The sequence below is a fragment of the Nocardia sp. IFM 10818 genome, assembly GCF_054655275.1.
In genome coordinates this window covers 800,647-827,217 of record NZ_BAAHJH010000001.1, presented here as the reverse complement: position 1 = coordinate 827,217, position 26,571 = coordinate 800,647, and the positions used below count along the sequence as shown (strand labels likewise).

General features: G+C 69.3%; 23 protein-coding genes. 14 read left to right on the top strand and 9 right to left on the bottom strand.

Translation table 11 applies throughout. The features are described 5' to 3' along the window. Positions 1-82 precede the first annotated feature (82 nt). Both ACYQ5L_RS03960 and ACYQ5L_RS03955 read right to left on the bottom strand, forming a co-directional pair. Positions 83-3,190, bottom strand: a complete 3,108-nt coding sequence (locus ACYQ5L_RS03960; protein ID WP_459963318.1) for a sacsin N-terminal ATP-binding-like domain-containing protein — start codon at positions 3,188-3,190, stop codon at positions 83-85. 695 nt (positions 3,191-3,885) lie between these two features. Beyond that, entirely contained in the window at positions 3,886-5,169 is a 1,284-nt protein-coding gene (locus tag ACYQ5L_RS03955) for a DUF3027 domain-containing protein (protein ID WP_459955546.1), read from the bottom strand. A gap of 17 nt (positions 5,170-5,186) precedes the next feature. Between ACYQ5L_RS03955 and ACYQ5L_RS03950 the strand changes: the two genes are divergently transcribed. The 3 genes from ACYQ5L_RS03950 to ACYQ5L_RS03940 all read left to right on the top strand — a co-directional run bounded on the left by ACYQ5L_RS03950 (position 5,187) and on the right by ACYQ5L_RS03940 (position 8,611). Next, complete coding sequence (locus ACYQ5L_RS03950) at positions 5,187-5,981, top strand: glutaminyl-peptide cyclotransferase (RefSeq protein WP_459955544.1); 795 nt, start codon at positions 5,187-5,189, stop codon at positions 5,979-5,981. Between the two features lie 102 nt (positions 5,982-6,083). Continuing rightward, positions 6,084-8,021 carry an MFS transporter gene (locus ACYQ5L_RS03945; RefSeq protein WP_459955542.1) on the top strand — a complete coding sequence of 646 codons (1,938 nt, stop codon included), beginning with the start codon at positions 6,084-6,086 and terminating at the stop codon, positions 8,019-8,021. Between the two features lie 20 nt (positions 8,022-8,041). Continuing rightward, entirely contained in the window at positions 8,042-8,611 is a 570-nt protein-coding gene (locus ACYQ5L_RS03940; protein WP_459955541.1) for a DUF2771 domain-containing protein, read from the top strand. Positions 8,612-8,789: 178 nt separating this feature from the next. On the opposite strand, the gene ACYQ5L_RS03935 is transcribed toward ACYQ5L_RS03940, so the two are convergent. After that, complete coding sequence (locus tag ACYQ5L_RS03935) at positions 8,790-9,215, bottom strand: cold-shock protein (protein WP_459963317.1); 426 nt, start codon at positions 9,213-9,215, stop codon at positions 8,790-8,792. Positions 9,216-9,402: 187 nt separating this feature from the next. Here ACYQ5L_RS03935 and ACYQ5L_RS03930 point away from each other — a divergent pair, with 187 nt between their 5' ends. The 4 genes from ACYQ5L_RS03930 to ACYQ5L_RS03915 all read left to right on the top strand — a co-directional run bounded on the left by ACYQ5L_RS03930 (position 9,403) and on the right by ACYQ5L_RS03915 (position 13,533). Further along, positions 9,403-9,633, top strand: a complete 231-nt coding sequence (locus tag ACYQ5L_RS03930) for a hypothetical protein (RefSeq protein ID WP_379192738.1) — start codon at positions 9,403-9,405, stop codon at positions 9,631-9,633. 399 nt (positions 9,634-10,032) lie between these two features. Further along, on the top strand, positions 10,033-10,653 hold the full coding sequence (locus ACYQ5L_RS03925; protein ID WP_459955540.1) for a transglycosylase family protein: 621 nt from the start codon (positions 10,033-10,035) through the stop codon (positions 10,651-10,653). Positions 10,654-10,811: 158 nt separating this feature from the next. Continuing rightward, positions 10,812-11,000 (top strand): hypothetical protein, encoded by a 189-nt coding sequence (locus ACYQ5L_RS03920; protein WP_379192734.1) that lies wholly within the window; start codon positions 10,812-10,814, stop codon positions 10,998-11,000. Between the two features lie 184 nt (positions 11,001-11,184). Further along, a complete protein-coding gene (locus tag ACYQ5L_RS03915) occupies positions 11,185-13,533 on the top strand; it encodes a helicase-associated domain-containing protein (RefSeq protein WP_459955538.1) in 2,349 nt (782 codons plus the stop codon). An 83-nt stretch (positions 13,534-13,616) separates the two neighbouring features. Here ACYQ5L_RS03915 and ACYQ5L_RS03910 read toward each other — a convergent pair whose 3' ends face one another. After that, positions 13,617-14,147 carry an LppU/SCO3897 family protein gene (locus ACYQ5L_RS03910; protein WP_459955537.1) on the bottom strand — a complete coding sequence of 177 codons (531 nt, stop codon included), beginning with the start codon at positions 14,145-14,147 and terminating at the stop codon, positions 13,617-13,619. A gap of 303 nt (positions 14,148-14,450) precedes the next feature. Beyond that, positions 14,451-15,812, bottom strand: a complete 1,362-nt coding sequence (locus ACYQ5L_RS03905) for an endoglycoceramidase I (RefSeq protein WP_459955536.1) — start codon at positions 15,810-15,812, stop codon at positions 14,451-14,453. Positions 15,813-16,075: 263 nt separating this feature from the next. Here ACYQ5L_RS03905 and ACYQ5L_RS03900 point away from each other — a divergent pair, with 263 nt between their 5' ends. The 4 genes from ACYQ5L_RS03900 to ACYQ5L_RS03885 all read left to right on the top strand — a co-directional run bounded on the left by ACYQ5L_RS03900 (position 16,076) and on the right by ACYQ5L_RS03885 (position 20,615). Further along, entirely contained in the window at positions 16,076-17,734 is a 1,659-nt protein-coding gene (locus ACYQ5L_RS03900; RefSeq protein WP_459955534.1) for a DNA repair helicase XPB, read from the top strand. 41 nt (positions 17,735-17,775) lie between these two features. Next, positions 17,776-18,453: a DUF3239 domain-containing protein gene (locus ACYQ5L_RS03895; RefSeq protein WP_459955532.1), complete on the top strand. Its 678-nt coding sequence runs from the start codon at positions 17,776-17,778 to the stop codon at positions 18,451-18,453. 55 nt (positions 18,454-18,508) lie between these two features. After that, complete coding sequence (locus ACYQ5L_RS03890; protein WP_459955530.1) at positions 18,509-19,147, top strand: LysE family translocator; 639 nt, start codon at positions 18,509-18,511, stop codon at positions 19,145-19,147. 88 nt (positions 19,148-19,235) lie between these two features. Next, positions 19,236-20,615: a M1 family metallopeptidase gene (locus ACYQ5L_RS03885; RefSeq protein ID WP_459955529.1), complete on the top strand. Its 1,380-nt coding sequence runs from the start codon at positions 19,236-19,238 to the stop codon at positions 20,613-20,615. A 4-nt stretch (positions 20,616-20,619) separates the two neighbouring features. On the opposite strand, the gene ACYQ5L_RS03880 is transcribed toward ACYQ5L_RS03885, so the two are convergent. Next, complete coding sequence (locus ACYQ5L_RS03880) at positions 20,620-21,264, bottom strand: LysE family translocator (protein WP_459955527.1); 645 nt, start codon at positions 21,262-21,264, stop codon at positions 20,620-20,622. Between the two features lie 202 nt (positions 21,265-21,466). After that, a complete protein-coding gene (locus ACYQ5L_RS03875; RefSeq protein ID WP_459955525.1) occupies positions 21,467-22,654 on the bottom strand; it encodes a pyridoxal phosphate-dependent aminotransferase in 1,188 nt (395 codons plus the stop codon). Positions 22,655-22,826: 172 nt separating this feature from the next. Between ACYQ5L_RS03875 and ACYQ5L_RS03870 the strand changes: the two genes are divergently transcribed. Next, the gene (locus ACYQ5L_RS03870; protein ID WP_459955523.1) at positions 22,827-23,045 is read left to right on the top strand and encodes a hypothetical protein; all 219 of its coding nucleotides are present in this window, start codon (positions 22,827-22,829) and stop codon (positions 23,043-23,045) included. Positions 23,046-23,063: 18 nt separating this feature from the next. Here the strand turns inward: ACYQ5L_RS03870 and sigJ are convergent, their stop codons facing one another. After that, a complete protein-coding gene (gene sigJ, locus ACYQ5L_RS03865) occupies positions 23,064-23,984 on the bottom strand; it encodes an RNA polymerase sigma factor SigJ (protein ID WP_459955522.1) in 921 nt (306 codons plus the stop codon). Between the two features lie 92 nt (positions 23,985-24,076). Here sigJ and ACYQ5L_RS03860 point away from each other — a divergent pair, with 92 nt between their 5' ends. Next, entirely contained in the window at positions 24,077-24,658 is a 582-nt protein-coding gene (locus ACYQ5L_RS03860; protein ID WP_459955520.1) for a GNAT family N-acetyltransferase, read from the top strand. An 11-nt stretch (positions 24,659-24,669) separates the two neighbouring features. Next, on the top strand, positions 24,670-25,227 hold the full coding sequence (locus ACYQ5L_RS03855) for an SAM-dependent methyltransferase (protein WP_459955519.1): 558 nt from the start codon (positions 24,670-24,672) through the stop codon (positions 25,225-25,227). Between the two features lie 159 nt (positions 25,228-25,386). Here ACYQ5L_RS03855 and ACYQ5L_RS03850 read toward each other — a convergent pair whose 3' ends face one another. Continuing rightward, complete coding sequence (locus tag ACYQ5L_RS03850) at positions 25,387-26,481, bottom strand: 3-deoxy-7-phosphoheptulonate synthase (RefSeq protein ID WP_459955516.1); 1,095 nt, start codon at positions 26,479-26,481, stop codon at positions 25,387-25,389. Between the last annotated feature and the right edge of the window lie 90 nt (positions 26,482-26,571).

Below are 26,571 nucleotides of genomic sequence, written 5' to 3'. Positions count from 1 at the left end.
TGGTGGATTCCGGCCAAGAAGCGCACCGGAATGACGAGGGCGCGCCTGCGCCGGAATGACGCAGGCGGGCCGTCGATCGATCTCAGTCGTGGGCGGAGACGTGCCGCGGCGCCTGCACATGCGTCACATCGCCGTCCACCCACCACGGCACGGCGACCGTCGCCTCGTAGGCGCCCGACAGCCGCACCCGCAGCTCGTCGTGGACGACGAGTTCGCCGGTGGCCGAGGGCAGCCCGAATTGCAGGCGCAGCAGCACGCCGAGCGGGTCGGCGCCCCAGGTGGTCTCGCGGCCCGCGCTGACCACCTCGGCGGTGACGGCCTGCGAGGCGAGCGGGATGTCGAGCAGGTCGGCGAGCGCCGCGGCGGTGGCGATATCGCCGACCACCAGGCGGTCGGCGGGCAGGGCCGGGCCGAACCAGGGCCGGTCCAGTACCAGCGCGTCCGCGGTGTCGATGACCGCGCCGGACAGGGCCCGCACGTGCGGCGGCAGGTCCAGGTCGTCCATGTCCAGCAGACCGGCGGCGACGGCCTCGGCCAACCGGACGTGGGTGTGCGAAATCGCCTCGGGGGTGGGCATTCTCGCCGGATCGGCGAGAGCGTCCAGCAGCTCCTCGGCCAGGTGCGCCGTCATCACCTCCGGATCCGCGAGCACACCGCGCAGCACCGCCAGATCCGGTGCCGAGAAGCCCGGCAGCTGCGGCAGCAGGCCCGCGAACAGGACGTCGTCGGGATGGCGCATGAGGCCCAGCTGGATGCCGTCGATATGTGCGTGCAGCCGCAGCCACCAGGCCGTGTAGCCGTCGCGATCGGCCAGCAGCGGGCGCGTGGCGGGATCGGACAGCAACAGCCGCAAGGCTTCCGGCCACTCCCCGTCGTCGACCAGGTCGAGATCGCGCACGGCCGCCAGCTCCGCCGGATCCTCGGCGAGCCCCTCCCACCACGACTCCTCGTCGTCGAGGTGATGATCCGGTCCGGTCGGATCCGCTTCCGTCACCACGGTGAAACCCCAGCCCACACCGACCGCGCGCAGGGCCTCGGTCCCGTAGCGCCGCACCGTCTCCGCGGCGACCGTCCCGAACGGCGAATCCGCCACCAGCACCCGCCCCAGCGGCGCGTCCGGCAGCAGCAGCTCGTCGGCGGGACCCAATGCACCGGTCTCATCCGGCAATTCGATCGAGCCCAGCCAGGACGGCAGCGATCCCGGAGCCGCCGACGCGTGCCCGGCCAGCCCCAGCACCGCGGCCACGGTATCCGGATCACCCGGATCGTCCTCCAGGATCGCCTGCAGGCCGGGATCGTTCAGCAGATCCTCCGGCGACGCGGCCCGCGCCCCCAGCCGCCCCAGCAGCTCGTGCGCGGCCTCCGGATGCACCAGCCGCGCCCAGTGCACCGGAATCGCCGTCTCCAGCCGATCATCCAGCACCACCGTCCGCGGTCCCGTCACCAGCCGCCCGTCCGCCAGCGGCACCGCCAGCGCCCCCAGCTCCTCCACCGCCAGCGGATCGGTGACGAACGGCTCCAGGGCGTCGTACAGCGAATACCACCACTTCGGCGCCCGTTCCACGCTGCTCGACAATTCCGCGATCCGCGCCAGCCCGATCCGATGCACATCCAGCACCGAGAGCGCATCGGCCTGCATCCGCCCCGACAACTCCGGGATGACCAGCGGACCCACGATCTCCGCCAGCAGCTCCGCCAATTCCGGCGTCACCCCGGTGAAGGCGCTCACCCGCCCCGGCCGCTCGACAGTCTGTCCCTCGACGTCAGCGCCGACGCTGCCGCCTATGACATCACCTGCCGGGCCGCCGATTTCAGCGCCTGTCGGGGCAACCAGGTCCGCGGTCCCCAGGGCGACCCGGTCGACAGCCTCCGAGCGGGCCTGGTCGGTATCCGCCGCCACCTCGGCGCGACGCGAATCAGCCGGATGCTCCAGGTCGATATCGAACAGTGTGGCCTGGCCTTCGACCGCAGCGGCGCCTGCGGGCGCGATGCCGGGTCCACGCGCAGTGGCGTGCTCACCCGGGACGGCAACAGCATCACCCACAGCGGTCGCATTGCCCAGCACGGGGGCGGGATCGCCCGCGCCGCGTACCACCAGGATCGGGAGCCAGGCGTGCTCGCGCAGCTCGGCGACGAGAGCCTCGCGCAGGAGGCTGTCGGTCTCGCTGCGGGCGAAACCGGGCGTGGGCACCAGCACCAACCGATCGCGCGGCGGCAGGGCGCGCGCGAAATCAGCGTAGCCGGAGGCCAATTCGGCGACGTGCACGCCGGGGAGCAGGCGCCGCCGGTCCGGTTGCATGGGGATGTCGGCGATCAACAGGGCCGGCAGTGACAGTTCCTCATCGGAACGGGTCGGCGCGCGCAGCACATCCGGATGCGCGGCGACCGGGCGGCCGTCCCGCACCGGGAGCAGCCAGCGCGCCCGCTCGGTGCGGTACTGCCACCACCGGCGGTCGTCCTCGTCCGGCCCGCTGACCCGCAATTCCTGGATGCCGTCCGCGAGATCGGCCACCGCGCTCACGATTTCGTCGTCCCCGACCCGGATGCTCTGCAATGCGGGCAATTCCAGCAGCAGATCCACCGCCTCGTCCCGCATCCCCGCCAGCAGTTCGACGATGTCCACGTTCTCGCGCAAGCTCAGCACGATCTCGGAATCGAACCCGCCCGCGGGCTTCTCATCGCTGGCCCACGCCAAGCGCAGCGCCGGCGGCTGGAATTCCGCCTCCCCCTCCGGAATCTCGATCCCCTGCTCCCCCAGCAACGCCCACGTCTCCGCCCGCGAGAACCGCACCGACCCACCCGTGGACCGGAATTCGATCTCATCGGAAACACTCAGCACGGCGGTGAACCCCACCCCGAACCGCCCGACGGCCGCATCCGCCCCCGACTTGGCCGACGCGCGCAGCGCCGTCAACGCGTGCACCCCCGCAACATCCAGCCCCACACCGGTATTCGCAATATGCAGGTCCCGCCCCACCACCCACACCGCAACCCGCCCCGCCACCTTCGCCTTGGCCGCGGCATCCGCCGCATTCTGCGCCAGCTCGGTCAGCACCCGATCCCGATACCCCGCCCGCACCAGATCCGCCTCGGTAGCCGCATCCTCCCGCAACCGCGTAGGCGACCCCCGCCACGCCGCCAGCACCCCCGCCCGCAATGCCTCGGTCCCGAACGGATCCCCCACACCCATAGCCACCGATCCACAACCTTTCCGAGTACGGCCGACACCGACGACGCTTCCGAAGCCCAGACGCTACCGCCCCACCCCACCACCCCCGCCGCCCACTCACCCCCGACAACCGGCAAACACCGCGAACCCGATCACCCCAGAACCGCCAGGTCCTCGCATCGGCCACCGCACCATTGGCTTCGGCATCACTCCGATTCCCGCACGCCATCACCGATCTGGAGAAGCGACAGCCGCGAACGCAGGATGAGCAACGGCCGCCGAGACGATCTCGGCTGTACGCCGGCAATGTTCCAGCCGAGCTGCCCGGACTGCTGTGGTCCGCGGTCCGCCGCCAACCGCGACTCCGAGGTCCTCCTGGCACCTTCGCCCCCAGCCGAGACCACTGCCCCGATCCTCCGGGCTCGACGCCGCCTCCGCCCCGGGCGCACTACAGCGCATCGCGAAGATCGAATCGCGGTGGTCGCCGCACGACACCCACCGTGCAGTTCTGGCGAACTCGCCCCACATAGCCACCGCACCAGGGGCTTCCGCGGCATTGGCGACACAGACGAGGCGGCGGTAGCCATCGTCGTCCTGCGCGGCCCAGCGGTCGTCTCCGGCCCACGACCTTCGACCTCACGCGCGGCCTTCGCTGCTCATCGGCTCGCCCCGAGTCGGATTAGCAGCCTTTCCCCAGACGGCCCTGATCGCGGGCGTCAGTTGGATTCCGGGGCCTCGGGCTCCTCCCGCTGTGCGGCACCGGTTTCCGGCTCGACGCGCACGGCGGTCACTGCCCAGGCGTCGTCGTAGCGGGCATCCGGGTCGACCTCGAACAGCGTGGCCGCGCCATTGTCCGACGCGGTGGCCTCGGCCTCGGTGGCATCGGCTTCCGCGCTCGTGTCCGCGGAAACGGTAGCGGGAGTGTCGTTCCCGGCCTCCGCTTCAGCGGCACCGTCCTCCACGACCCGCTCGGCGGCGGCGTTGTCGACCGCCGGCTCAGCGGCGATGTACTCGGCAGCCGGCTCGGGGGCGGTTTCCGCGGCGGGGGCGATCTCGACGTCGGCGACGGCCGTGTCATCGGCGACCGTGTCGGCGCTGTCCACCGGACCCGCTTCGGTCCGCTCGGCGGCGACCGGCGAATCCTGCTCGGCGGCGGCGTTCACGGCGGTGTCCGCGGCGATCTCGACGTCCGCGCCGGTCTCGGCGGTGATATCGGTATCCGCTGTGGCTTCGGGGGTTTCGGGTTTGCGGAGGTCCTCTGCCGGAACGACTTCCACGGCGGCCGAGTCGTAGGGCTCGTAGAGGGGGGAGCCGCTGCCGGTGGGGACGACGGTGTCGGAGTGGGCGCCGCAGCCGTATTCCCTGTGGACGACGTGGCCGTCGGCGCCCATGGCATTGGCACAGACGCCGAAGGCGGCGCGGAGGGAGCCGGCGAGGGGGGTGAAGAAACCGCAGAGGCCGCAGGTGGAGGGGGCGGAGCGGGCCATATCGGTATCGGGGCCGAAGGCGGAGTACCAGCGGTCGGCGGCCTCCTCGCGGCCCTCGCGGCTGAGGACCCGGGTGCGGCCGAGGCCGAGTTCCAGGGCGACGTCGTCGATCGCCGGATCGCCGGTGGCGACGTAGCCGGGAACGAGGCGGGGATCGTTGGGGGGCGGGGCCAGCAGGTCGCCGGGGGCGAGATCGCCGGGGCGGATGCGCTGATCCCACGGGATGAAATCGGGGGCGACGAGGGCGTCGGGGCCGGGCAGCAGCGCCGACTCGCTGATGGTGGCGTGCTCGGCCTCCGGTGGGGCCGCCACCACCACCGCCCACTGCCAGCCACGATAGCCGGGCAGGGTGGCCTCGAAATGGTGGGTGGCCGAGGATTCGTCCTCAGCGGTGACGCCCAGATGCGCACCGACGCCGACCGGCTCCAACTCCAGGAGCGCACGCCTTGCCAGGTCGACCGCCTCCGCCAGGATGGGCCGAACACCGGGCTCCGAAACTCCAACCGCGCTCACGCCCTACATTTTGCCGTATGGAGCGCAAACCCTGTGCACCGGTAGCGGCCGCCCCGATCCTGCTGACCACGGCCCTGTGCCTGGCCGCCACGACGGCAGCGTGCGGGACCAGCGACGACACGCCGCGGCTGCGCGCCGAAGTGGTCGCCACCCACCCGCACGACACCGGCGCGTTCACCGAGGGACTCGAGGTCGACGGCTCGGTGCTGTACGAGAGCACCGGCCTGACCGGCACGTCGTACGTCCGCGCCACCGACCTCGCCACCGGCGCCGAACTCGCCCGCGCCGACCTGCCCGTCCCCTTGTTCGGGGAGGGCATCACCCGGGCCGGAAACCTGCTCTGGCAGGTCACCTATCACGACGGCCTAGCTATCGCGCGCGATCCCGGCACCCTCGCCGAGATCCGCCGCGCCTCCTACGCGGGCGAGGGCTGGGGCTTGTGCACCCGCGACGGCCGCATCGTCATGAGCGACGGCAGCGCCACCCTCACCTTCCGCGATCCGGAAACCTTCGCGCCCACCGGTTCCGTGCGACTCACCAGCCGGACCGATACGCGGCTCAACGAACTCGACTGCGCCCCGGACGGTTCCGTCTACGCCAATGCCTGGCCCACCGAGACCATCCTGCGCATCGACCCGGACACCGGGGACGTGCTGGACGTCATCGACGCCTCCGGCCTGCTGCCGAGCAGCGCCCGCACCCCCGATACCGATGTCCTCAACGGCATCGCTCACCTGCCCGGCACCGACCGTTTCCTGCTCACCGGAAAGAACTGGCCCACCACCTACGAGGTCCGTTTCGTCCCCGCCTGACCGCGCGAATCGCCAGCTCCGGGTGAACACCGCGGGAATCTGTGGCATCGCACACCGCCCGTAGTGAAGCCGCACTTGTTCGACGCTGCAACAATTGACTGCGTGACTTCTCCCCGTGACCCAGGCGCCGAATCCGGTCGGTGGGGCGACGAGGAGTCTCCGCTCATCGAACGACACCCTGGATACGACAGATATCCCCCGGCGAACACGCCCCGGCGGCCGCAGCCGCCGCGCGCACCGGAACCCGATCTGCCCGAGTTCCTGGCCCGGCGCACGCGCCCGCTCGACTCCGCCAGGCCCGGGTCCGAGGCCGCGGACGGGCAACCGCGCGGACGCTCCCGATGGTCGCTGCGCCGTCATCGCGACGAGGCGCCGGAGATCCGCCCGGACGGACCACCGCCGACCCGGCCGTTCGAAACGCAACCGTGGCAGCCGTCCGGCCCGCAGGCGCGGCGCGAGGCGCAGCCGCCCGCGCGGCGGCCGCAGCGGGATGATCCCGCCACCCGTCCGGAACCGCCGCGCAACCGCTCGGAACCCACCCGGCCGCAAGCGCATTCCGCCGACGAAACCGCCGGGCACGCCGCCACGCCGCAGACGGAGCCCAGTCCCGGGCTGAACAAGCCGCCGCGCAAGCTGACCGTCACCCGGGTGGCGGCGCGGCGCAGTATCGAGCTCACCGAGCGCGGCTTCGCGACCTTCCAGCGTGCGGCCAAGGCCGACGGCGCGGAGGAGTCGGGCCTGACCGCGCTGGTCTACGCCACCATGGCCAACTTCGCCACCGACGCGGCGGTCGCGGTGGCCCTCGCCAACACCTTGTTCTTCGCCAGCGCCACCGCGGAATCCAAATCCAAAGTGGCGCTCTACCTGTTGATCACCATTGCCCCGTTCGCGGTGATCGCGCCGCTGATCGGCCCGATGCTGGACCGCCTGCAGCACGGTCGCCGGGTGGCGCTCGCGGCGTCCTTCGCGGTGCGCGTCTTCGTCGCCGGGCTGCTGATCTTCAATATCGACACCTGGGCGCTGTATCCCCTCGCGCTCTGCATGATGATCATGAGCAAGTCGTTCTCGGTGCTCAAGAGCGCGGTGACGCCGCGCGTACTGCCGCCGGGAATCGATCTGGTGCGCACCAATTCCCGGCTCACCGTCTTCGGCTTGGTGGGCGGCACGCTGGGCGCGGGCGGTATCGCCGGGCTCATCGCCTCGGTCACCGGTTCCATGGGCGCGCTGCTGTTCGCGGCCTTCCTGGCCGGCTGCGGCGCGTATCTGAGCTTGAAGATCCCGCGCTGGGTGGAGGTCACCGAGGGCGAGGTCCCGGCCACCATCGGCTATCACGGCGACGACGGGCACACCGAGGTCCTCGATGCCAACCAGGCCGCCAAGGTGCCGCCGCGCAAACGCCGCCAGCCCATCGGCCGCTCGGTGGTGACCGGGTTGTGGGGTAACGGCACGGTTCGAGTACTGACCGGTTTCCTTACTTTTTATGTCGCCTTCGTCGCCAAGGCCACCGAACACCGGCCGGTCCAGCAGGCCGCGATGCTCGGTGTGGTCGGCGCGGCCGCCGCCATCGGCAACTTCACCGGCAATGCCACGGGCGCGCGCATGAAACTCGGCCGTCCCACGCTGATCGTCCTGTACTGCACCATCGGCTGTGTCGCCGTCGCCATTGTCGCGGCCCTGCTCAACAATCTGATCGGCGCGGCGGTAGCCACATTGGTCGCGGCGGGCGCGAGCGCCCTGGCGAAGGTGTCGCTGGACGCCTCCATCCAGGACGACCTCCCGGCCGAATCCATTGCCTCCGGTTTCGGCCGCTCCGAAACCGTGCTGCAGCTGTCGTGGGTCGTCGGCGGCGCCATGGGCGTACTGCTGCCGACCGACTGGTGGAAAGGCTTCGCCATCGTCGCCGGTGTCATGGCGCTCGGATTGATCCAAACCGTGGTCAGCTACCGTGGACATTCGCTGCTGCCCGGTTTGGGCGGCAATCGACCCCAGCACGCGAAGCAGGAGGTTCCGGGCGCGCACGGCGTCCCGGATCCCACTTGACGGACAGGAAGCGCAGCCCCGTGACCAAACCGAACGCCCGCACGATCGCAGCCCTGCTGGCGGTGCTCCTAGTCGCGGCCGTCGCTTACTTCGGCGCGATCGCCCTGCTCGCCCGCAATGCGGACAAGCCCGAGCCGACGGTCACCGCCTACGCGCACGGCAAGTCCATCACGGTGCAGCCGTACCTGTACTGCGGTGTGCGCATGGACGATTGCCGCGTGCTGCCGCAGGAGGACATCGGCCTGCCCGCCCAGCTCACCTGCCCCGAGGGCGAGAACTGCCACACCGGCCGGTCCAACGACCTCGAGGTCCCCGCCGGCTACCCCCTCCAGCTGTCACTTCCCAAGGAAGTCATCGACAGCCCCTGGCTGATCGTGGCCCTCTACCGCGCCCCGGACGGCCGGATCCTCGAAAACCAGCTCACCCACCGCGATTTCGACGCGGGCACCGCCGCGGTCACCATCCCCTCGGTGCCGAAGCTCCCCCTGGTCGGGGTAGAAATCCAGCTGCCCATCCTGACACGCGATATGACCACCGGCCAAGAGGGCTACATGCCGCACGCCGCCTGGTCGGTCCGCACCCAGGTCTAAGAGGCCAGGTCTGAAGGCGCAGCCCGCAGCGACCCGGCGGCGCAGCCCAAGGGGGTCCGGGGGCTTAGCCCCCGCCTCTCCTCTTCGGGGGTTTGAGGGTGAAACCCCCAATATCCTCCCCCCGCAACAGCAGTGGGCCCCGGCGAGCATTGCTCGCCGGGGCCCCTTTGCTTGCGACCTAGTGGTCGAGCTCGCGCGCGACCCCGCGCACGACCTCGGCGATCCGCTGCGCCATCTTGCGATCCGGGTACTTCCCCCGCCGCAGATCCGGCTGCACCTTGGTCTCCAGCAGCGTGATCATGTCCTCGATGAGCCCGTGCAGCTCATCGGGTTCCTTACGGGTGACCGGAGTTTCGCTCTTACCGCCCCGCCGCTCGCCACCGCGCTCATTGCGCAGCGAGGGGGTCTCCAGCAGTTTGAGGCTCAGCGCCTGCGGCCCACGCCGCCCGGCCGCCATGCCGAATTCCACGCGCTGCCCCGGCTTGAGCGCTTCCACACCCGCGGGCAGCGCCGACGATCGAACGTAGACGTCCTCACCCTCATCCTGGGAAAGGAAGCCGAAGCCCTTTTCGACGTCGTACCACTTCACCTTGCCGGTCGGCACTGCGCTCACCCGTTCGTTGTTTCGATGCCCGGGCCTTGCCGGGCACAGTCGTGGTTGTCGGACGTGCAAGTCCGCCAACCGTTCCGTTTGCGAAAAGAACGCGCCCCACACAGCTATGCAGGACGCGATTGCCATCGAGTCTACCCCGGTGTGAATAGCGCGAGCACATCAGTTTTACGGTCTACAGGTGTCCGACACATCCCCGAAGCAGCCGCCGCGCAGGTCCGGGAGCTGGCTGCTGAATGTCGCAATGGTCTTGTTCGCAACAGGATTGCTGGCGATTGTCGCAATCTTCGGCATCGGAATCCTGACCGATTCGGATCCGGGGCTGTGGCTGTATCTGCTCGCCATGGCCGCGCCGCTCGGATTTCTGCTGGCGATCGTGTTCGCCCTGTGGTCCGGGCGACGCGCACGCTGACACGCCCGGATTCCCCTTCTGTTACCCGCGTACACATGTGATCTTCATCACATAACAGAATGGTCACAGCGCGGTGACAGACCCCTATCGGCCGGGACTCGCCGTGACCACCAGCAAAGACGTGAAGCGGAACACCTTGCGCCGGTTGGTGACCCGGACAGACACGGCGGTTACCAAATGGTGATTTTTCGCGGCGACCGTCGTAAGGTCTCTCACCAGCCGGGTCACCCCGGCGCCACCGGCCCGCCGCACCGAATCTCGCCCCGCGGGTACGGACCCCCAACTGGAACGAGGGGCGAGAGCGAGGGATAGCGCGCAGCAGCGCGCCGGGCCGGACGACCTCTCAGTTCGACCCCGGTAGTCGGCCTCGCAGGCGCGTACGAGAGGAACGACCCGAACATGAGTGGACGCCATCGCAAGCCGAGTAACACCGGCCGCACCGTCGCCAAGGTCGCCCTGACCGGAGCGATCGTCGGCGGAGCCGGAGTGGCCCTGGCCGGAAACGCCAGCGCGGCACCCGACTCCGACTGGGATCGCCTCGCTCAGTGTGAAGCCGGCGGCAACTGGCAGATCAATACCGGCAACGGATACCAGGGCGGCCTGCAGTTCTCGCCGAGCACCTGGATCTCCCACGGCGGCGGCGAATTCGCCCCCACCGCCAACCAGGCCACCCGCGAAGAACAGATCGTCATCGCCGAGAAGGTGCTCGCCACCCAGGGCTGGGGCGCGTGGCCGTCCTGCTCCTCGAGCCTCGGCCTCTCCAGCGGCCCCACCGAGCGCACCGCGCCGGCTCCGGAGACCCCGCGCTGGAACCCGAACCCGGGCGGCCAGCAGCAGGCCGCCGACGGCACCCAGGAGGTCTTCCAGGCCGTCGACCGCGCCGTCGAGATCGCCCAGCAGCAGGGCGTGAACATCCCCCAGCCGGTGCTCGACTTCCTGAACGCCACCAAGGCCGGCGGTCAGCTCGACCCCAATATCGTGAACTTCTACCAGGCGAACAAGGGCCTGCTGCCCAGCTAGAACCCCGCGTTCGCGCATCCGGACGCCCCGCATCAATGGCGATGCGGGGCGTTTGCATGTGCGCCGGACCGGGTTTGCCGCCGGAACGCCGTGCGCACCGGCTAACTTCGGGGGTGCCGGAAGGGGCGTTGCCGGAGCGGTCATGCCAGAATGAGCGCGTGGTGAACAAAACGAAGAAGCCCTATGTCGACAATGGCTGGCCCGAGGTCAGCGATGGCGAGCACGCCGTCACCGAGCTGTCGTCGACCCGCTCCGGCAACCTCTCCCCCTACGGTGAGGACACCGAGTTCCCGCTTCCGGTCGATCAGCTGCCCTACGTGCACCCGCGCACGGTCATCAACCGCTGATACGCCTCTCGAACCGACACCATGCGGTCGATGGCGCGGCCTGCTGTGCAGCGGCCGCCGCGCACCCGGCTCTCGTCGCCGCGGCGGCCGTTGAACCGCGTCCCATCCCGCCATCTCGCCGTGCCCGGGGCCCGATTACGCGGGCGCCGGGACGGACGGCACGCTCCAGCCTGGATCGGATGAAGTGACCGATACCCCCGCGAAGGCCACCGGTAAGTCCGCCGAATCCACAAGGGCCGCCCAGCGGGCCGCGGCCGAACTCACCCTGCCGGAATGGCTGTCGGCCCGCGCCGACGACGAGCTCGTCACGCTGCTGCAGCTGCGCCCCGATCTGGCCGTCCCGCTGCCCTCCGCCATGGCGGTGCTGGCCGCGCGCACCGAGCAGCGGGCGTCGGTGCTGCGCGCCACCGACGAACTGGACACCCTCGACTTCGCTGTCATCGAAACCCTTGTGGTGCAAGGGGCCGCCGACGGCCGCCAGGCGGAACCGGTCCCGCGCACCCGGTTACACGAGCTGCTCGGCGATCGCGTGGCCACGACGGCCATCGACGCGGCCGTGGACAAACTGCGCGATCGCGCCCTGGTCTGGGGCCCGGACGCGGGCCTGCGGCTGACCGCCGCCGCGCAGGAGGCGCTGCCGTGGCCGCTGGGCAGCACCACCGAGCTGCCCGATGCGCTCACCGAACCCGAGATCACCTCCGCCCTGGGCGAACTCACCCAGCAGGAGCGGGGACTGCTGGAGAAGCTGGCCACCACCGGCCCGCGCGGCCGCACTCGCGACGCCGCGCCCGGCACCCCCGACGATCGGCCGGTGCAGCGCCTGCTGCACAAGCGACTGCTGAACTGGATCGACGAGGAGACGGTGGAGCTGCCCGTCTCGGTCGGGCAGGTGCTGCGCGGGGAACCGGTCACCGATCCGCACGCGCTGACCCCGCCGCAGCCGGATCAGACCAAGCACGCTCCCGCCGATGTGAATGCCGCCGCCGCGGGCGAGGTGGGAGAACTGCTGCGGCACAGCGCCGCCGTGCTGGAGGTGCTCGGGCAGACGCCCGCGCCCGCCCTGCGCTCGGGCGGCCTGGGCGTGCGCGAGATCCGCCGCCTCGCCAAACAGACCGGTATCGACGAGAACCGCGTCGGCCTGCTCGCCGAGGTGCTGGCGGCGGCCCGGCTGCTGGACAAGGGCTCCCCCGACCCGCTGCCCGAACCGGACAGCGCCGACGACTACTGGGCGCCCACCACCACCGCCGACGCCTGGCTCGCGGTCGTCCCGCCGCACCGCTGGGCCGTCCTCGCCCACGCCTGGCTCGAACTCGACCGCTTCCCGTGGATGATCGGCCTGCGCGACGCCAATGACAAACCCCTCGCGGCGCTGTCGGCCGAACTCCGCGTCGTGCACGCCGTCCGCGACCGCCGCGCCATTCTCGGCGTGCTGGCCGAATTCCCCACCGGCACCGCCATCTCCGCCGCCGATCTGGGCCGCGTCCTGGCCTGGCGGCAGCCGCGCTGGCGGCGGCACTACCGCCTGGAGGCGGTGGAGCGCACCCTGGCCGAGGCCGAGGCGCTGGGCCTGATCGCGCGCGGCGCGGTCACCTCCGCGGGCCGCGCGCTGTTGCACGGCAGCCCCGAGGACGCCGAATCGGAGATGGCGACGGCGCTGCCCGAGCCGGTGGATCACATTCTCGTGCAGGCGGATCTGACGGTCATCGCCCCCGGCCCGCTCACCCCCGACCTGGCCGAGCGCGTCGCGCTCGTGGCGGATGTCGAATCCGCGGGCGCCGCAACGGTGTACCGCATCGGCGAGACCTCGGTCCGGCGCGCCCTGGACGCCGGCGCGACGGCCGCCGAGCTGCACAATCTCTTCACCACGCACTCGCGCACCCCGGTCCCGCAGTCGCTCACCTACCTGATCGACGATGTGGCCCGCCGGCACGGTCGCCTGCGCGCCGGAATGGCCCAATCCTTCGTCCGCAGTGAGGATCCCACTCTGCTGGCCGAGGTCCTGGCCGCCCCCGTGGCGGGCGAGCTGGCGCTGCGGGCGGTGGCGCCCACCGTGGCCATCTCCCAGGCGCCCCTGGGCGAGGTCCTCGAACGCCTGCGGGCCGCCGGTTTCAGCCCCGCCGGCGAGGATTCCTCCGGCGCCATCGTCGACCTGCGCGCCCGCGGCGCGCGCATCTCCGCCCGCCAGCAGCCCAAGCCCACTTGGCGTCCGAACCCGCCCAGCACCGAACAGCTGCGGTCCCTGGTCGCCGAACTCCGCGCCGGCGAACGCGCCGCCACCGCCCGGCCCGGCCAAGCGGTCCGCAGCGACGGCAGCCGCACCACCACCGCCGCGACCCTGAACCTGCTGCAATTGGCGGCGCGCACCCGCCGCCCGGTCCACATCGGCTATGTCGACGCCTCGGGCATCGCCACCCAGCGGGTGGTGGAACCGCTGAAGGTCGGCAGCGGCCAATTGGACGCCCTGGACCCGGTCACCGGCGCGATCCGGCACTTCACCCTGCACCGGATCGCATCGGTGGCGCTGGTCGAATAGGCGCGCAATAGAAGAGGGGCGCGACTCCGCGAGCCGCGCCCCTTTCCAATCCGGGTTTCGAGGGCGTGGCCCCCGAGGTGTTTTCAGCTCTTCGGGCTGCTCAAGCAGAAAGTGGTCTTCGGCTCCGGAACAACGCGGAAGCCGATGGCCGTGGTCGCATCGCAAAGGAATTCGTCGGCCTGGCCGTCGATGCGCTTGGCCACCTTGAAGGAAGCCTCGGGCGCGGTGCAATCCACGAACTTGTAGCCGGTGGTCGACGATTCGTTGTAGCACGCGCCTTCTTTGAAATTGGGCGTCAGGCACAGGAATGCGGTGGTGCCGCCATTGAGGGTTTCCTCGTAGGAGGTCTGCTCCTCCTTGCAGTCGGTCTTGGTATCGAATACCGAGACCACCCGGTAGACCGCCTTCTCATTGGCGCAGTCGACCGGTTCGGTCTTGGAATCGACGGTGGACCCCTCGATGACGTTGATGCAGTCGCCGACTTTCGCCTTGGCGGTATCGGATTTGCTGGCGTCCTCGATCATGGAACACCCGGTCACGGCCAGCGCGGCCACGGCCATCGCCACGAGGGCGATCACGAGGCGCGCGATCGCCCTCGTTCCTGTGAACTTCACCTGCGAAAACCTTTCTCACCGAACAGTTCACGGCTGCCGTGAACGCGGTGAGGATACCCGTGGGTGACCGGGGACCGCATCAGCGCGGCGGATGATCTCAGATCATCGACAGGCCGCGCATGCCCAGGATGGAGTAGTTGAGGATGGCCGGCAGCAGGCTGTTGAGGAGCTGGAGGCTGAAGACTGTCACGGTGTTCCCTTTCAATCTGGGCGCTCGTCCAGATACGTGCGCTGCACACTGTAGTCGCTCCGCCCCCGGTTGACGTTACATAAGGGAAATCTAAGGGCATCAACGACTTTCGGCTATGCACGCGCAATGGACACACGCACCGCCGCCGTGGTATCGGCCTCGATCGTCACCACCCGGGCCTCCGCCGGGGAGGTGACCCGACCGCCCTCGACCCGGACTCGATAGCCCTGCGGGTAGTGCAGATCGGACACATAGATCTCGGTCGGCGCGCCACCCGGCCGCGCGGTGTACCGATAGCTGAAGTCCCCGGTAGCCGGGTCGAAACTCATGCGCTCCGGCGTACCGGCGGTGGCCCGCGGATAGGTGCGCACCAGCTGCCGCCCGATATCGCCGAGGAACGGATCCGGCCGCGGTCCGCCGGCCCCGAAGCGCGACGAATAGTGCCAGTACTGCCAGCCGATGAACCGCTCGTCGGCCCGGGTCAGCGTATTGCTCAGCACATCCGGATCGCCGTCGCCGAATTCGGTGATCAGCGTCGGCAGACGCGTCCTCTTTGCGAAGGCGTCGATATTCGACCATGTCTTGTCGTGCTGCACCGGGCACAGTCCGCGCAGGAATTCGGGCAGCCCCAGATAGATCGCCAGCTGACTCGGAATGCAGTAATCGTGCGGCGCGAACGCGATACCCGGCGCGGTGATCGGCGGATTCTTGCCGAGATTGGTCGGCATCGTCTCGTTCCAGGTCACATTCGGCTCCCAGAACACATTGATGTCGCCATTGCGCCCCCGTACCGCATCGGTCAGCCGCTGCATGGCCGCCTGATATTTGGCGTCGAATCCCGGACAGCCATTGGGGAAGCAACTCAGAAAGGCGGTCCCGGGCCACGGCTCGTTCATGAGCTCGAGCCCCAGCACCCCGGCCCGGCCGTTCAGCTTCGCCGCGAGCGCGCCGAGCGCCTCGCCGAGGTGGTCGAGCACGCCGTAGCTGTTGTTCCACACCTCGTCCCAGCCCTTGTTCATGCTGGGCATCAGGTAGTACAGCGGGAACGACGGATTCGGCTCCAGCGCCCCGGGCCGCGCCCGGATCGACCATTCGGGAAACCCGTTGCCGCCCCAGATCTTCGAGAGCCCGTCCTGATGATGGTCGAGCAGGGTGTGAATCCCGTACCGCGCCAAGGTGTCCACGACGCCGACGACTCGATCGATGTACGCGGTGTCGAGGACGCCCCGGCTGGGCATGAGCCCGTCGAAGGAGACGCCCAGCCGCACCGTATTGAATCCGTGCCCGGCCAGCAGCGCCGCATCGTCCGCGGTGAGGGTGAACCCATCGCCCACCTCGACGTACGGAGCGTCCTTGTCCACATTGTTGACCCCGTGCAACAACACGACCCGCCCGTGCCCGTCCATGAACCGATCACCCTCGATCCGCACGGATCCGGCCGCAGCCGGTTCGGCCCGCACGATCGGCGCGGTCACGGTCAACGCTCCTGCCAGCAGTGCCGCGACAGCGCACGCCGCCGCACGCGCAAGAGCTCTGCCTGGGAATTTGCGCATACTCATCCCCGTTCAATCAATCGAATCAAGCCAAAATGGACAATCGTCCAAGACGTGTGATCGTAGCCACGGGAATTCGGGGCTTGACGGTTTTCGCGGAAATACCCGTCATCGCGCTGTCGGTGCCGTCAGGAAGAATGGACGACGGTCCGGCGGGGACGGGCCCAGACAAGCCAGGAGGTGCCGTGACCGACGGTCCGCTGATCGTGCAGAGTGACAAGACCCTGCTGCTGGAGGTCGACCACGAGTCGGCCGATGCGGCGCGCCAGGCCATCGCGCCGTTCGCGGAGCTGGAGCGCGCGCCCGAGCACGTGCACACCTACCGCATCACGCCGCTGGCGCTGTGGAACGCGCGGGCCGCGGGACACGACGCCGAGCAGGTCGTCGACGCGCTGGTCACCTATTCGCGCTATGCCGTCCCGCAGCCGCTGCTGGTGGACATTGTCGACACCATGGCCCGGTACGGGCGGTTGCAGCTGGTGAAGCATCCGGCGCACGGGCTCACGCTGGTGAGCCTGGACCGCGCGGTGCTGGAGGAGGTGCTCCGGCACAAGAAGATCGCCCCGATGCTGGGCGCCCGCCTGGACGACGACACCGTCACGGTGCATCCCTCCGAGCGCGGCCGCATCAAGCAGATGCTGCTGAAGATCGGCTGGCCGGCCGAGGACCTCGCGGGGTACGTGGACGGCGAGGCGCATCCCATCGAGCTGGACTACACCGACGACAAGTGGCATCTGCGCGACTATCAGGAGATGGCCGCCGACTCCTTCTGGGCCGGCGGGTCCGGCGTGGTGGTGCTGCCCTGCGGCGCGGGCAAGACCATGGTCGGCGCGGCGGCCATGGCCAAGGCCAAGGCGACCACGCTCATCCTGGTCACCAATACCGTGGCCGGGCGGCAGTGGCGGCGGGAGCTGCTGGCGCGCACCTCGCTCACCGAGGACGAGATCGGCGAGTACTCCGGTGAGCGCAAGGAGATCCGGCCGGTCACCATTGCCACCTATCAGGTGATCACGCGAAAGACCAAGGGCGAGTACCGGCATCTGGAGCTGTTCGACAGCCGCGACTGGGGCCTGGTCATCTACGACGAGGTGCACCTGCTGCCCGCGCCGGTCTTCCGCATGACCGCGGACCTGCAGTCACGGCGGCGACTGGGCTTGACGGCCACCCTGGTGCGCGAGGACGGGCGCGAGGGCGATGTGTTCTCGCTCATCGGCCCCAAACGCTATGACGCGCCGTGGAAGGACATCGAGGCGCAGGGCTGGATCGCGCCGGCCGACTGCGTCGAGGTGCGGGTGACGCTCACCGACGCCGAGCGCATGGCCTACGCGGTGGCCGAGCCCGAGGAGCGCTACAAGCTGTGCTCCACCGCGCGCACCAAACTGCCTGTGGTGGAATCGATTCTGGCCCAGCACAAGGATGCGCCGAGCCTGGTCATCGGCGCGTATCTGGATCAGCTGGACGAGCTGGGCGAGCATTTGAACGCGCCCGTCATCCAGGGTTCCACCCGCACCAAGGAGCGCGAGGAGCTCTTCGATGCCTTCCGGCGCGGGGAAATTCCGGTGCTGGTGGTCAGCAAAGTCGCTAATTTCTCGATCGATCTTCCGGAAGCGTCTGTGGCCGTCCAGGTTTCGGGCACGTTCGGCTCCCGTCAGGAGGAAGCGCAACGCCTGGGCCGGCTGCTGCGGCCGAAACACGATGGCGGTCAGGCTCACTTCTATTCGGTGGTCGCACGTGACACGCTGGACGCCGAATACGCCGCCCATCGGCAGCGTTTCCTGGCCGAGCAGGGGTATGCCTATCGCATCACCGATGCGGACGACCTGTTGGGGCCGACGATAGGATAAATGGAGGACGATCCTCCGAAAGAGGGCGGGAGGGAACGCACGTGCGGCGCTTCGAATTCGCGGTCGACCGTGAGCATGCCAGGGCGGTCAACGAAATCGTCGCCGACCTGCGCCGGTTGCGGGTACTGGCCCTCGCCGCCGCCGGGCTGTTCGGCGTCGGCACCGGATACCTGGTCTGGCTCAACCACCCCTGGTCGTATCTGCTGGCGGTGGCCTTCGCCCTGGGCGCGGCCACGGCCCTGTTCATCGGCCTGTGGACGCCGCATCGCGGCCGCGTGGACAAGCTGTACACCGTGGGCGAGCTGGTGCCCGCGGTGGTGTCGGAGACCAGCGACAAGGCCACCACGCTGCTGGCACTGGTGGATCTGGCCAAGCCGAATTCCGACGGCCCGCGCTATGCGCTGGTCACCCGGACCGTGCGCACGCTGCCCGGTCATCACGGCCGGCCCGGTGAGCGGGTGCCGGCGGTGACCGTCCGGATCGATCGCGCGCCGACCTCGATGGGCGATCTGCGGCAGACGGTCAGCGCCATACCGATCGCCTGGGCCACCCGCGATCTGAACATCATCGAGCGGGCCCGCAAGGCCATTCGCGAGGTGGAGTGGCAGCTGCTCACCGACAATCTGGAGCTGGCCGCCAAGGTCCGGCGGGTGGACGCCAAGCGGCTGCTGCTGGATCCCCAGCAGTTACCGGACGAACTACGCAGCTACGCGACCTGACCCACGCCCGGGAAAAACGCGGGACATTGTTCGAATTCGCTCGTACGCTGGGCCGATGATCCCTGCGGCGAATCTGGTGGCGTTCCTCGTCGCCGCCACCATCCTCATCGTAATTCCGGGTCCCGGCGTGCTTTTCGTGATCGGCCGGGCGCTGGCGTCCGGGCGGCGCGCGGCGCTGCTGTCGGTGCTGGGCCATTCCGTCGGCGTGCTCGTCGTCCTGCTGCTCACGGTCATCGGCCTCGGCGCGGTGCTGGCGGCCTCGGCGGTGGCGCTCACCGTGGTCAAGTTCGCGGGCGCGCTGTACCTCATCTACCTGGGCATCCAGTCCATCCGGGAGCGCAAGTCGCTGCGCGAGGCCTGGGAGTCGCGGACCGAGCCGCCGCAGGATCGCCGCATGCTGAAACAGGCCTTCCTGGTGGGCATCAGCAATCCGAAGGCCATTATCTTCTTCGCCGCGGTGCTGCCGCAGTTCGTGGATCCGGCCAGCGGCGCGGTGCCGCTGCAACTGCTGATTCTGGGCCTGGTATTCCTGCTGATCGCGCTGGTGTCCGACAGCGCGTGGGGCCTGGCGGCCGGACTGGCGCGCGATTGGTTCGCGCGCTCGCCCAAGCGCCTGGAGGCGGTCGGCGGCGCGGGCGGCGTCATGATCATCGGACTGGGCGCCAGCGTGGCCGTGTCGGGCACCGGTCACTGACGCGCCGGAGGGCTAGCATCGGCAAATGGGGGGAATACGCCGAAAGGGGCGCCTGGAACGCATGAGGTCCGGCTGGTGGCGGTACCCGGTGGCTGGAGCGGCGCTGCTCCTGGCGGTGAGTGCGGCACCCGCGCAAGCGGATTCGACCGACCCGTTCACGGGCGCGGCCGGTCTCGGCGACCCGTACTACCCGCTCGACGGCAATGGCGGCTACGACGCCCGGCACTATGACGTGACCATCGCCTACGACCCGCCCGCGCGGCACCTGACCGGGGCGGCCGAGGTCGATGCCGTGGCCACGCAGGCGCTGCGCACCTTCAACCTCGATTTCGGCGGGCCCGAGGTGTCGAAGGTGACGGTGAACAACCTGCCCGCCTGGTTCGAGCGCACCGATGAGCACGAGCTGGTGATCACCCCGCTGCTGCCGCTGCTGCCGGGCCTGCCGTTCCGGGTGCGGGTGGAGTACGCGGGTCCCGTCACCGATACCGACGGCGAGGGCTGGGTGCTCTCGCCCAGCGGCGGCGCTTTCGTTGCGGGCGAACCGCATTCGGCCACCAGCTGGTATCCGCTCAATGACACGCCTTTGGACAAGGCCACCTTCACCCTGCACGCGTCCGTGCCGCAGGAGTGGGAGGTCATGTCGAACGGGGTGCCCATGCGCAATGTGGTGCTCGACGGCATGCGGCACACCGATTGGCAGATGCGCCAGCCCATCATCGGCTATCTCACCACCATTGCCATCGACAAGTTCGAATTCCTGGATCAGCGGCGCGCCAATGGAACTCCGCTGCTGAGCGCCTTCGCGCCGCAGGCGCTGGACGCCAAGGAGATGGAGCTGCGGCTGCCGGAGATCCTGGACTTCTCCGAGGAGCTGTACGGCCCGTATCCGTTCGATGTGGCGGGCGGCATCTATGTGGATTCGGAACTGGAATTCTCCCTGGAGACGCAGTCCCGGCCGATCTACGCGCCGTGGACCGAACTCGACACCGTGGTGCACGAGATCGCCCACCAGTGGTGGGGCGATTCCATGTCCATCGAGCAGTGGTCCGACATCTGCCTGAACGAATGCTTCGCCTCCTACACCGCCGACTACCTGTGGAAGGAACGCAAGGAGGGCGTCAACGTCGACGACCAGTACCGGGAGACCCTGACGAAGTTCCTGGACAAGCCCAAGTTCTGGGAGGTGAAGCTCGACAACCCCGGCGTCGGCTTCGAATTCACCTCGGTCTACTACCGCGGCCCGCTGTTCCTGCACGCCCTGCGCCACACCCTCGGCGACGAGGTCTTCTTCCCCGCCATCCGCGAGTTCGTCGAGTCACACAAGTACGGCAACGCCTCCATGGCCGACTTCCGGAAGTTCTTGCAGTCCAAGACCACTCAGGACCTGACCGGCTTCCTCACCGCCTGGCTCGACACCGAGCAACCACCCGCCGAGCAGTACCTCTACCCCGGCGCACTGCACGCCTAACCCGTCAGGCCGCCACCGGCCGCGCCTTGTCCGTGGCCACCAGCGCGGCCATGGCGCCGAGCACCGACCCGGTGACATACCGCTGTGCCCGCAGCCACAGCGGCCGTCCCGCAAGGAAAGTGGCGACCGTCCCCGCCCCCACCACGATGAGCGAGTTCACCGTGAGCGCGATGACGATCTGCACCGCCCCCAGCGCCAGACTCTGCAACCACACCTGCCCGTGATCGGGCGCGACGAACTGCGGAATGAGCGCCATGTACATGATGGCGATCTTCGGATTCAGCAGATTGGTCACCAGCCCCATGGTGAACAGCCGCCGCGTGGGATCGGCAGGCAGTTCGGTGGGCGTGAAGGCCGAAACCCCACCCGGCCGCAACACCTTCCAGGCCAGCCACCCGAGATAGGCGGCACCGGCCAGCTTCAGGGCCAGGTACAGCGCGGGCACCATGGCGAACACCGCCGTGATCCCGGCCGTCGCCGCGGCCAGATACACCGCGAACCCGACCGCCACCCCGGACAGCGACACCATCCCCGCCCGCCGCCCCTGCGACACGGTGCGCGACACCAGATACATCATGTTCGGCCCGGGCGTCAGCACCATCCCCAGCGCCGCCGCCGCCACTCCGAGCACCGCAGTCGTCTCGATCATGCCTTCGATCGTGGACGACCCCGCACATCCCTGTCGCGGTCCAGTCGACAGCGGCTGGCCTGCCACCTCGCATCCAGCCCGTAGTCCGAAACGACATCGACCGGGAACTGGTGGCGGCGGCTACTCGCGAAATGCCGCCACCAATTCCCGGTGATCGACTGTCCAACTGCGGTCCTCACCTCGAGGGCCGCGAGTGCCGGTTTCAGTGCGGGGAGGCGGCGACCTGGCCGGCGCGCAGGCGGCGGACGCCCTCGGCGATGGTTTCTTCCTTCTTGCAGAAGGTGAAGCGGACCAGGCGGTTCCAGGCGGCTTTGTCGTCGGCGAAGACGCTGACCGGGACGGCGGCCACGCCGAGGCGTTCGGGGAGTTCGCGGCAGAAGGCGTAGGCGTCGGTGGCGCCGAGGGGGGTGATGTCGGCGCAGACGAAATAGGTGCCGTCGCTGCGCTTTACGGCGAAACCCGCGTCGGTGAGGGCGGCGGAGAGGCGGAGGCGTTTTTCGGAGAGGGTGTCTCGGAGGGCTTGCACCCATTGCTGCTCGTAGTCGAGAGCATGGGCTACGGCGGGCTGGAAGGGGCCGCCACCCACGAAGGTGAGGAACTGTTTGGCGGCGAGAACGGCGTCCAGCAGGGGCGCGGGGGCGCAGGCCCAGCCGATTTTCCAGCCGGTGACGCTGAAGGTTTTGGCGGCGCTGGAGATGGTGACGGTGCGTTCGAACATGCCCGGCAGGGTGGACAGGCTGATGTGTTCGTGGCCGTCGAAGGCGAGGTGCTCGTAGGCCTCGTCGGCCATGACGTACAGGTCGTGTTCGATGGCGAGTTCGGCGATGGCGGTGAGGTCGGCGCGGGAGAGCACGGCGCCGGTGGGGTTGTGCGGCGAGTTCACCAGCAGCAGGCGGGTTCTGGGGGTGATGGCGGCGCGCAGGCTGTCCAGGTCGAGGGCGAAGCCGTCGCCGTCGGGGACCAGGCGGGCGGTGCGGCGCTGCGCGCCGGCGAGGGCGATGGCGGCGGCGTAGGAGTCGTAGTAGGGCTCGATGAGGACCACCTCGTCGCCGGGTTCGGCGAGGCCGAGGATGGTGGCGGCGATGGCCTCGGTGGCGCCCACGGTGACCAGCACCTGGCTGTCGGGGTCGTAGGTGACGCCGTAGCGGCGGGCGCGGTCAGCGGCGATGGCCTGGCGCAGCACCGGCATGCCGCGGCCGGGCGGGTACTGGTTGAGGCCGTCGGCAATGGCCTGCCGGGCCACCTCGAGCATGCCGGCGGGGCCATCGGAGTCCGGGAAGCCCTGACCGAGATTGACCGCGCCGTGACGGACGGCGAGTTCGGTCATTTCCGCGAAGATCGTCGACGCGAAGGGGCGCAGGCGGGCGACGGTGGGGATGTGCGACGGCATGTCCGGAGGATAGTCCACCGGCGGAAATGGTTGCGCCATCATAGCGAACATCTATGTTTCACATTTGAATTACCCGCTCTACCAGGCCAATTGCGCATTACCCGGCAGGCAGCTAGCCTGCCGGTGTTTTATCTCACACCGTTATCCGCGGTTTTCGCGAAAGGGGCGAAAAATGCCCTCGTTCATAGACCTGTTGCTGCATCCGGCTCTCGCGGTCGATTTCGTTCACCAAGTCATCGTGCAGTTCGTCGGCGACACCGGCTTCGGCTCCAGCTTCCCGCCCTCGGGTTCGGGCACCGGCTCGGGCATCGGCAACTGCACGCCGACCGGTTCGGTCAGCTTCTCCGGCGGCATGGAGTGCGGAACCGGTTCCGGCGTCACCTACCCCTGACCCTTCCGAGCGAGATGGTCAGTGCGGCAACCGGATTCCACTCAGCTTCGCCGGATTGACCAGATCGTAGATGCCCCAGACCTTGCCCTCGTGCACGGTGAACCCGTACACCCGCATCGGATTGCCGGGATAGCCGTGCTCGGGGGCACGTTCGTGCACCAGCACCCCCAATTGCCCGTTGACGAGCACGAATTCGAATCCGGACGCGCGCTCCGGCACATCGAAGCCCAGTTTGGTCCGCAGCCCCAGCCACAGCCGGGCGTTCTTCTCCGGCCCGGACACCACATTGATGGCCGTGGACGTGGTGCCATTGGCATCGCCGACCGTGTGCACCTCCGGATGCAGCAGCGCCACAACGGCATCCACATCACCGGAGTTCAGCGCCGCCAGCAACTGCCCCACCACGGCGGCGTGCTCCTCGTCCGGCACCGGGTCCGGCGTCCGGGCGAAGGCCTTGCGCGCCCGCGCGGCCAGCTGACGGGCCGCCTCGGTGGAGATGTCCAGAATTTCGGCGATCTCGTCGTAGGGCACGGCGAAACCCTCGTGCAGCACGAAGGCAACACGCTGTGGCGGAGTGAGCGTGTCCAGCACGACCAGGGCCGCGAAGCGGGCGTCCTGCTTGCGCACCACCGCCGCCAGCGGATCCGGGCTGCTGGACGGCAGGGCCGAGGTGACGATCGGTTCCGGGAGCCATTGCCCCACATACTTTTCCCGCCGCACCGCGGCGCTGCGCAGCCGGTCCAGGCAGATGCGGCCGACCACGGTGGTGAGCCAGGCGCGCAGATCCTCGATCTCGTGCTGGCGCGCCACGGCCAGGCGCAGCCAGCTCTCCTGGACCGCGTCCTCGGCATCGGTCACGCTGCCGGTCAGCCGATAGGCCACGGAGAGCAGATGCGGCCGATGTGATTCGAACAAGTCGGCGAGAAGAGCGGCAACCATCGGATCGATCCTACGGCCGAGCCCCGGACCGCCCGCACCGGACCCGGACAAACACGATGCGCCGCCGCACCGTTCCGTGACAGCATGACTCGATGGACCCGCAAGCGCTCTGGAACGACGCGATCCGGCTGTCGCCGCCGACGGTGCACGATATCGACACCATTACCGCGTGCTGCCAGGAACCGTCGATCGGGCAGTGGACCACCATGCCGGTCCCCTATCAGCGCGCCGACGCCGAGAAATTCGTCTACGACATCGTCACCGCCGGCTGGGCCGGGCGCAGCCCCACCTGGGCCCTGCGCCTGGGTGAAGGCGCGCCGGTGGTCGGCATGATCGGCCTGGGCCCCAGTGAAACCCGCCGCGACGACGCATCGTCCGAGATCGGATTCTGGATGTCGCCCGCCGTGCGCGGCCGCGGCCTCATGACCCATGCGGTGAACCTGGTCTGCCGGGCCGCCTTCGATCCCCGGTGGCTGGGCCTGGAACGCATCGAATGGCGCGCCATCGTCGGCAATCACGCCTCGGCCGCGGTGGCCCGCCGGGCCGGATTCCACTACGAGGGCCTGCTCCGCGGCGGCTGCGTGCAGCGCGGCGTGCGCCGCGACAGCTGGATCGCCGGTCGCCTGTTCACCGATCCGCCGGGACCCGCCACGGACTGGCCCGCCGGCGGGTAAGGAAGGGACGCATGGCAAGCGAAGCCCGCTTCGACTGGATCGTGGCGACCATGCAGGTGCGCCCCGCCGACCGCATCCTCGAAATCGGCGCGGGCACCAGCCCTTCCGTGGCCCATCTCGCGGCGGCGCTCACCAGCGGGCAGGTCACCGCCATCGACCGCTCCGTCACCGCCGTCACCCGCTCCGCGAAACGCCATGCCGCCCTGATCGATTCGGGCAGGCTGCGACTGCTCCCGATCGCGCTGGAAGACCTGCGCCCCGAGGACGTGCTGAGCGGGGCCGTCCCGGCCTTCGACAAGATCCTGGCCGTCAATGTGAATCTCTTCTGGACCCGCAGCCCGGCAACCGAACTCGCCCTGATCCGGCAGCTGCTCTCCCCCGGCGGTTCCCTCTACCTCACCTACGGCTACGGCGATCCGGACGGCGCGGACACCAGCCCGAAACCCTTGCCGGGCAAACTGTCCGGCCACCTGCTAGCCGCCGGATTCGACGCCCGCGCCGTCTCCTCCGGCGACCTGCTGTGCGTCATCGCCACCCCGCGCGCCGAGGCAGCCAAAGGCGACAACTGATTTCGTGCGGGCCGGGTAACTCGTCGGGTACGCCCGAAATCGGCTCGGCTCCCAACCGCCGGCACGCCTTCCCGACGGTCGACGGCTCCCCGCCGGGCGCTGAGGTCCCGGGGAGGCGGGGGAGCCTTGCGGTTCCTCTGCTTTCAGTTGCTGCCGGTTTCAGTTGCTGCCGGCGCGACGGCGGGCGACGGCGTCGGCCAGCCGGTCGAGCTGTGCGGCGGTGGTGTCCCAGTCCAGGCAGGCGTCGGTGATGGACTGCCCGTAGGTCAGGTCCTCCGGGTGGCCGAGGGTCAGATCCTGGCGTCCGCCGACCAGGAAGCTCTCCATCATGAGCCCGACCACCGTGTTCTCGCCCTGCGCGATGCGCTCGGCGATATCGGTCACCACCAGGGCCTGCTTGGTGTGGTCCTTGTTGGAGTTGCCGTGACTGGCGTCCACCACCAGGCGCTGCGCCAGCGCCGACTTCTCCAGGCGGAGCAGGGCTTCCGCGCAGGAGGCGGCGTCGTAGTTGGTGCCATTGCTGCCGCCGCGCAGGATCACGTGGCAGTCCGGGTTGCCCGCGGTGCGGATGAGCGCCGAGCGCCCGTCGAGATCGGTGCCGGGGAACACGTGGCTGGCCGCCGCGGCGCGCACGCCGTCCACCGCGACCTGCACATCGCCGTCGGTGCCGTTCTTGATGCCCACCGGCATGGACAGCGCCGAGGACAGCTGGCGATGCACCTGGCTGGCCGCGGTCCGCGCGCCGATGGCGCCGTAGGAGACCAGGTCCGCGATGTACTGCGGGGTGATCGGATCGAGGAACTCGCACGCCACCGGCAGACCCAGCCCGGTGATGTCGACCAGCAGCCGGCGTCCGAGGTCCAGACCGGTGTTGATGTCGAAGCTGCCGTCCAGGTGCGGGTCGTTGATCAGGCCCTTCCACCCCAGCGTGGTGCGCGGCTTCTCGAAGTAGACACGCATGACCACATGCAGCCGATCGGAGACCTCGGCGGCCTTGACCGCGAGCCGGCGCGCGTACTCCATGGCGGCCTCGGTGTCGTGCACCGAGCACGGCCCGACGATCACCATGAGGCGGTCGTCATCGCCATTGAGCACGTCGACGGTGGCCTTGCGCCCGGCGCGCACGGTCTCGGCGAGCAGATCGTTGATCGGATGGGAGGCGCGCACCTCACGCGGCGAGCGCAATGGGCTCACGCTGAGAGTGCGCTGGTCGTCGAGGTCGGCATGCGAGTCGAGATCGGCGGCGAGGGTCATGATCGTGGGTTCCTTTTCTCAGGCCGGCCCACGGATGAGAGCTTCACAAACCCCTCGGAGCCGGTCTTGTAGTCCGGCTCGGGGTGGAAG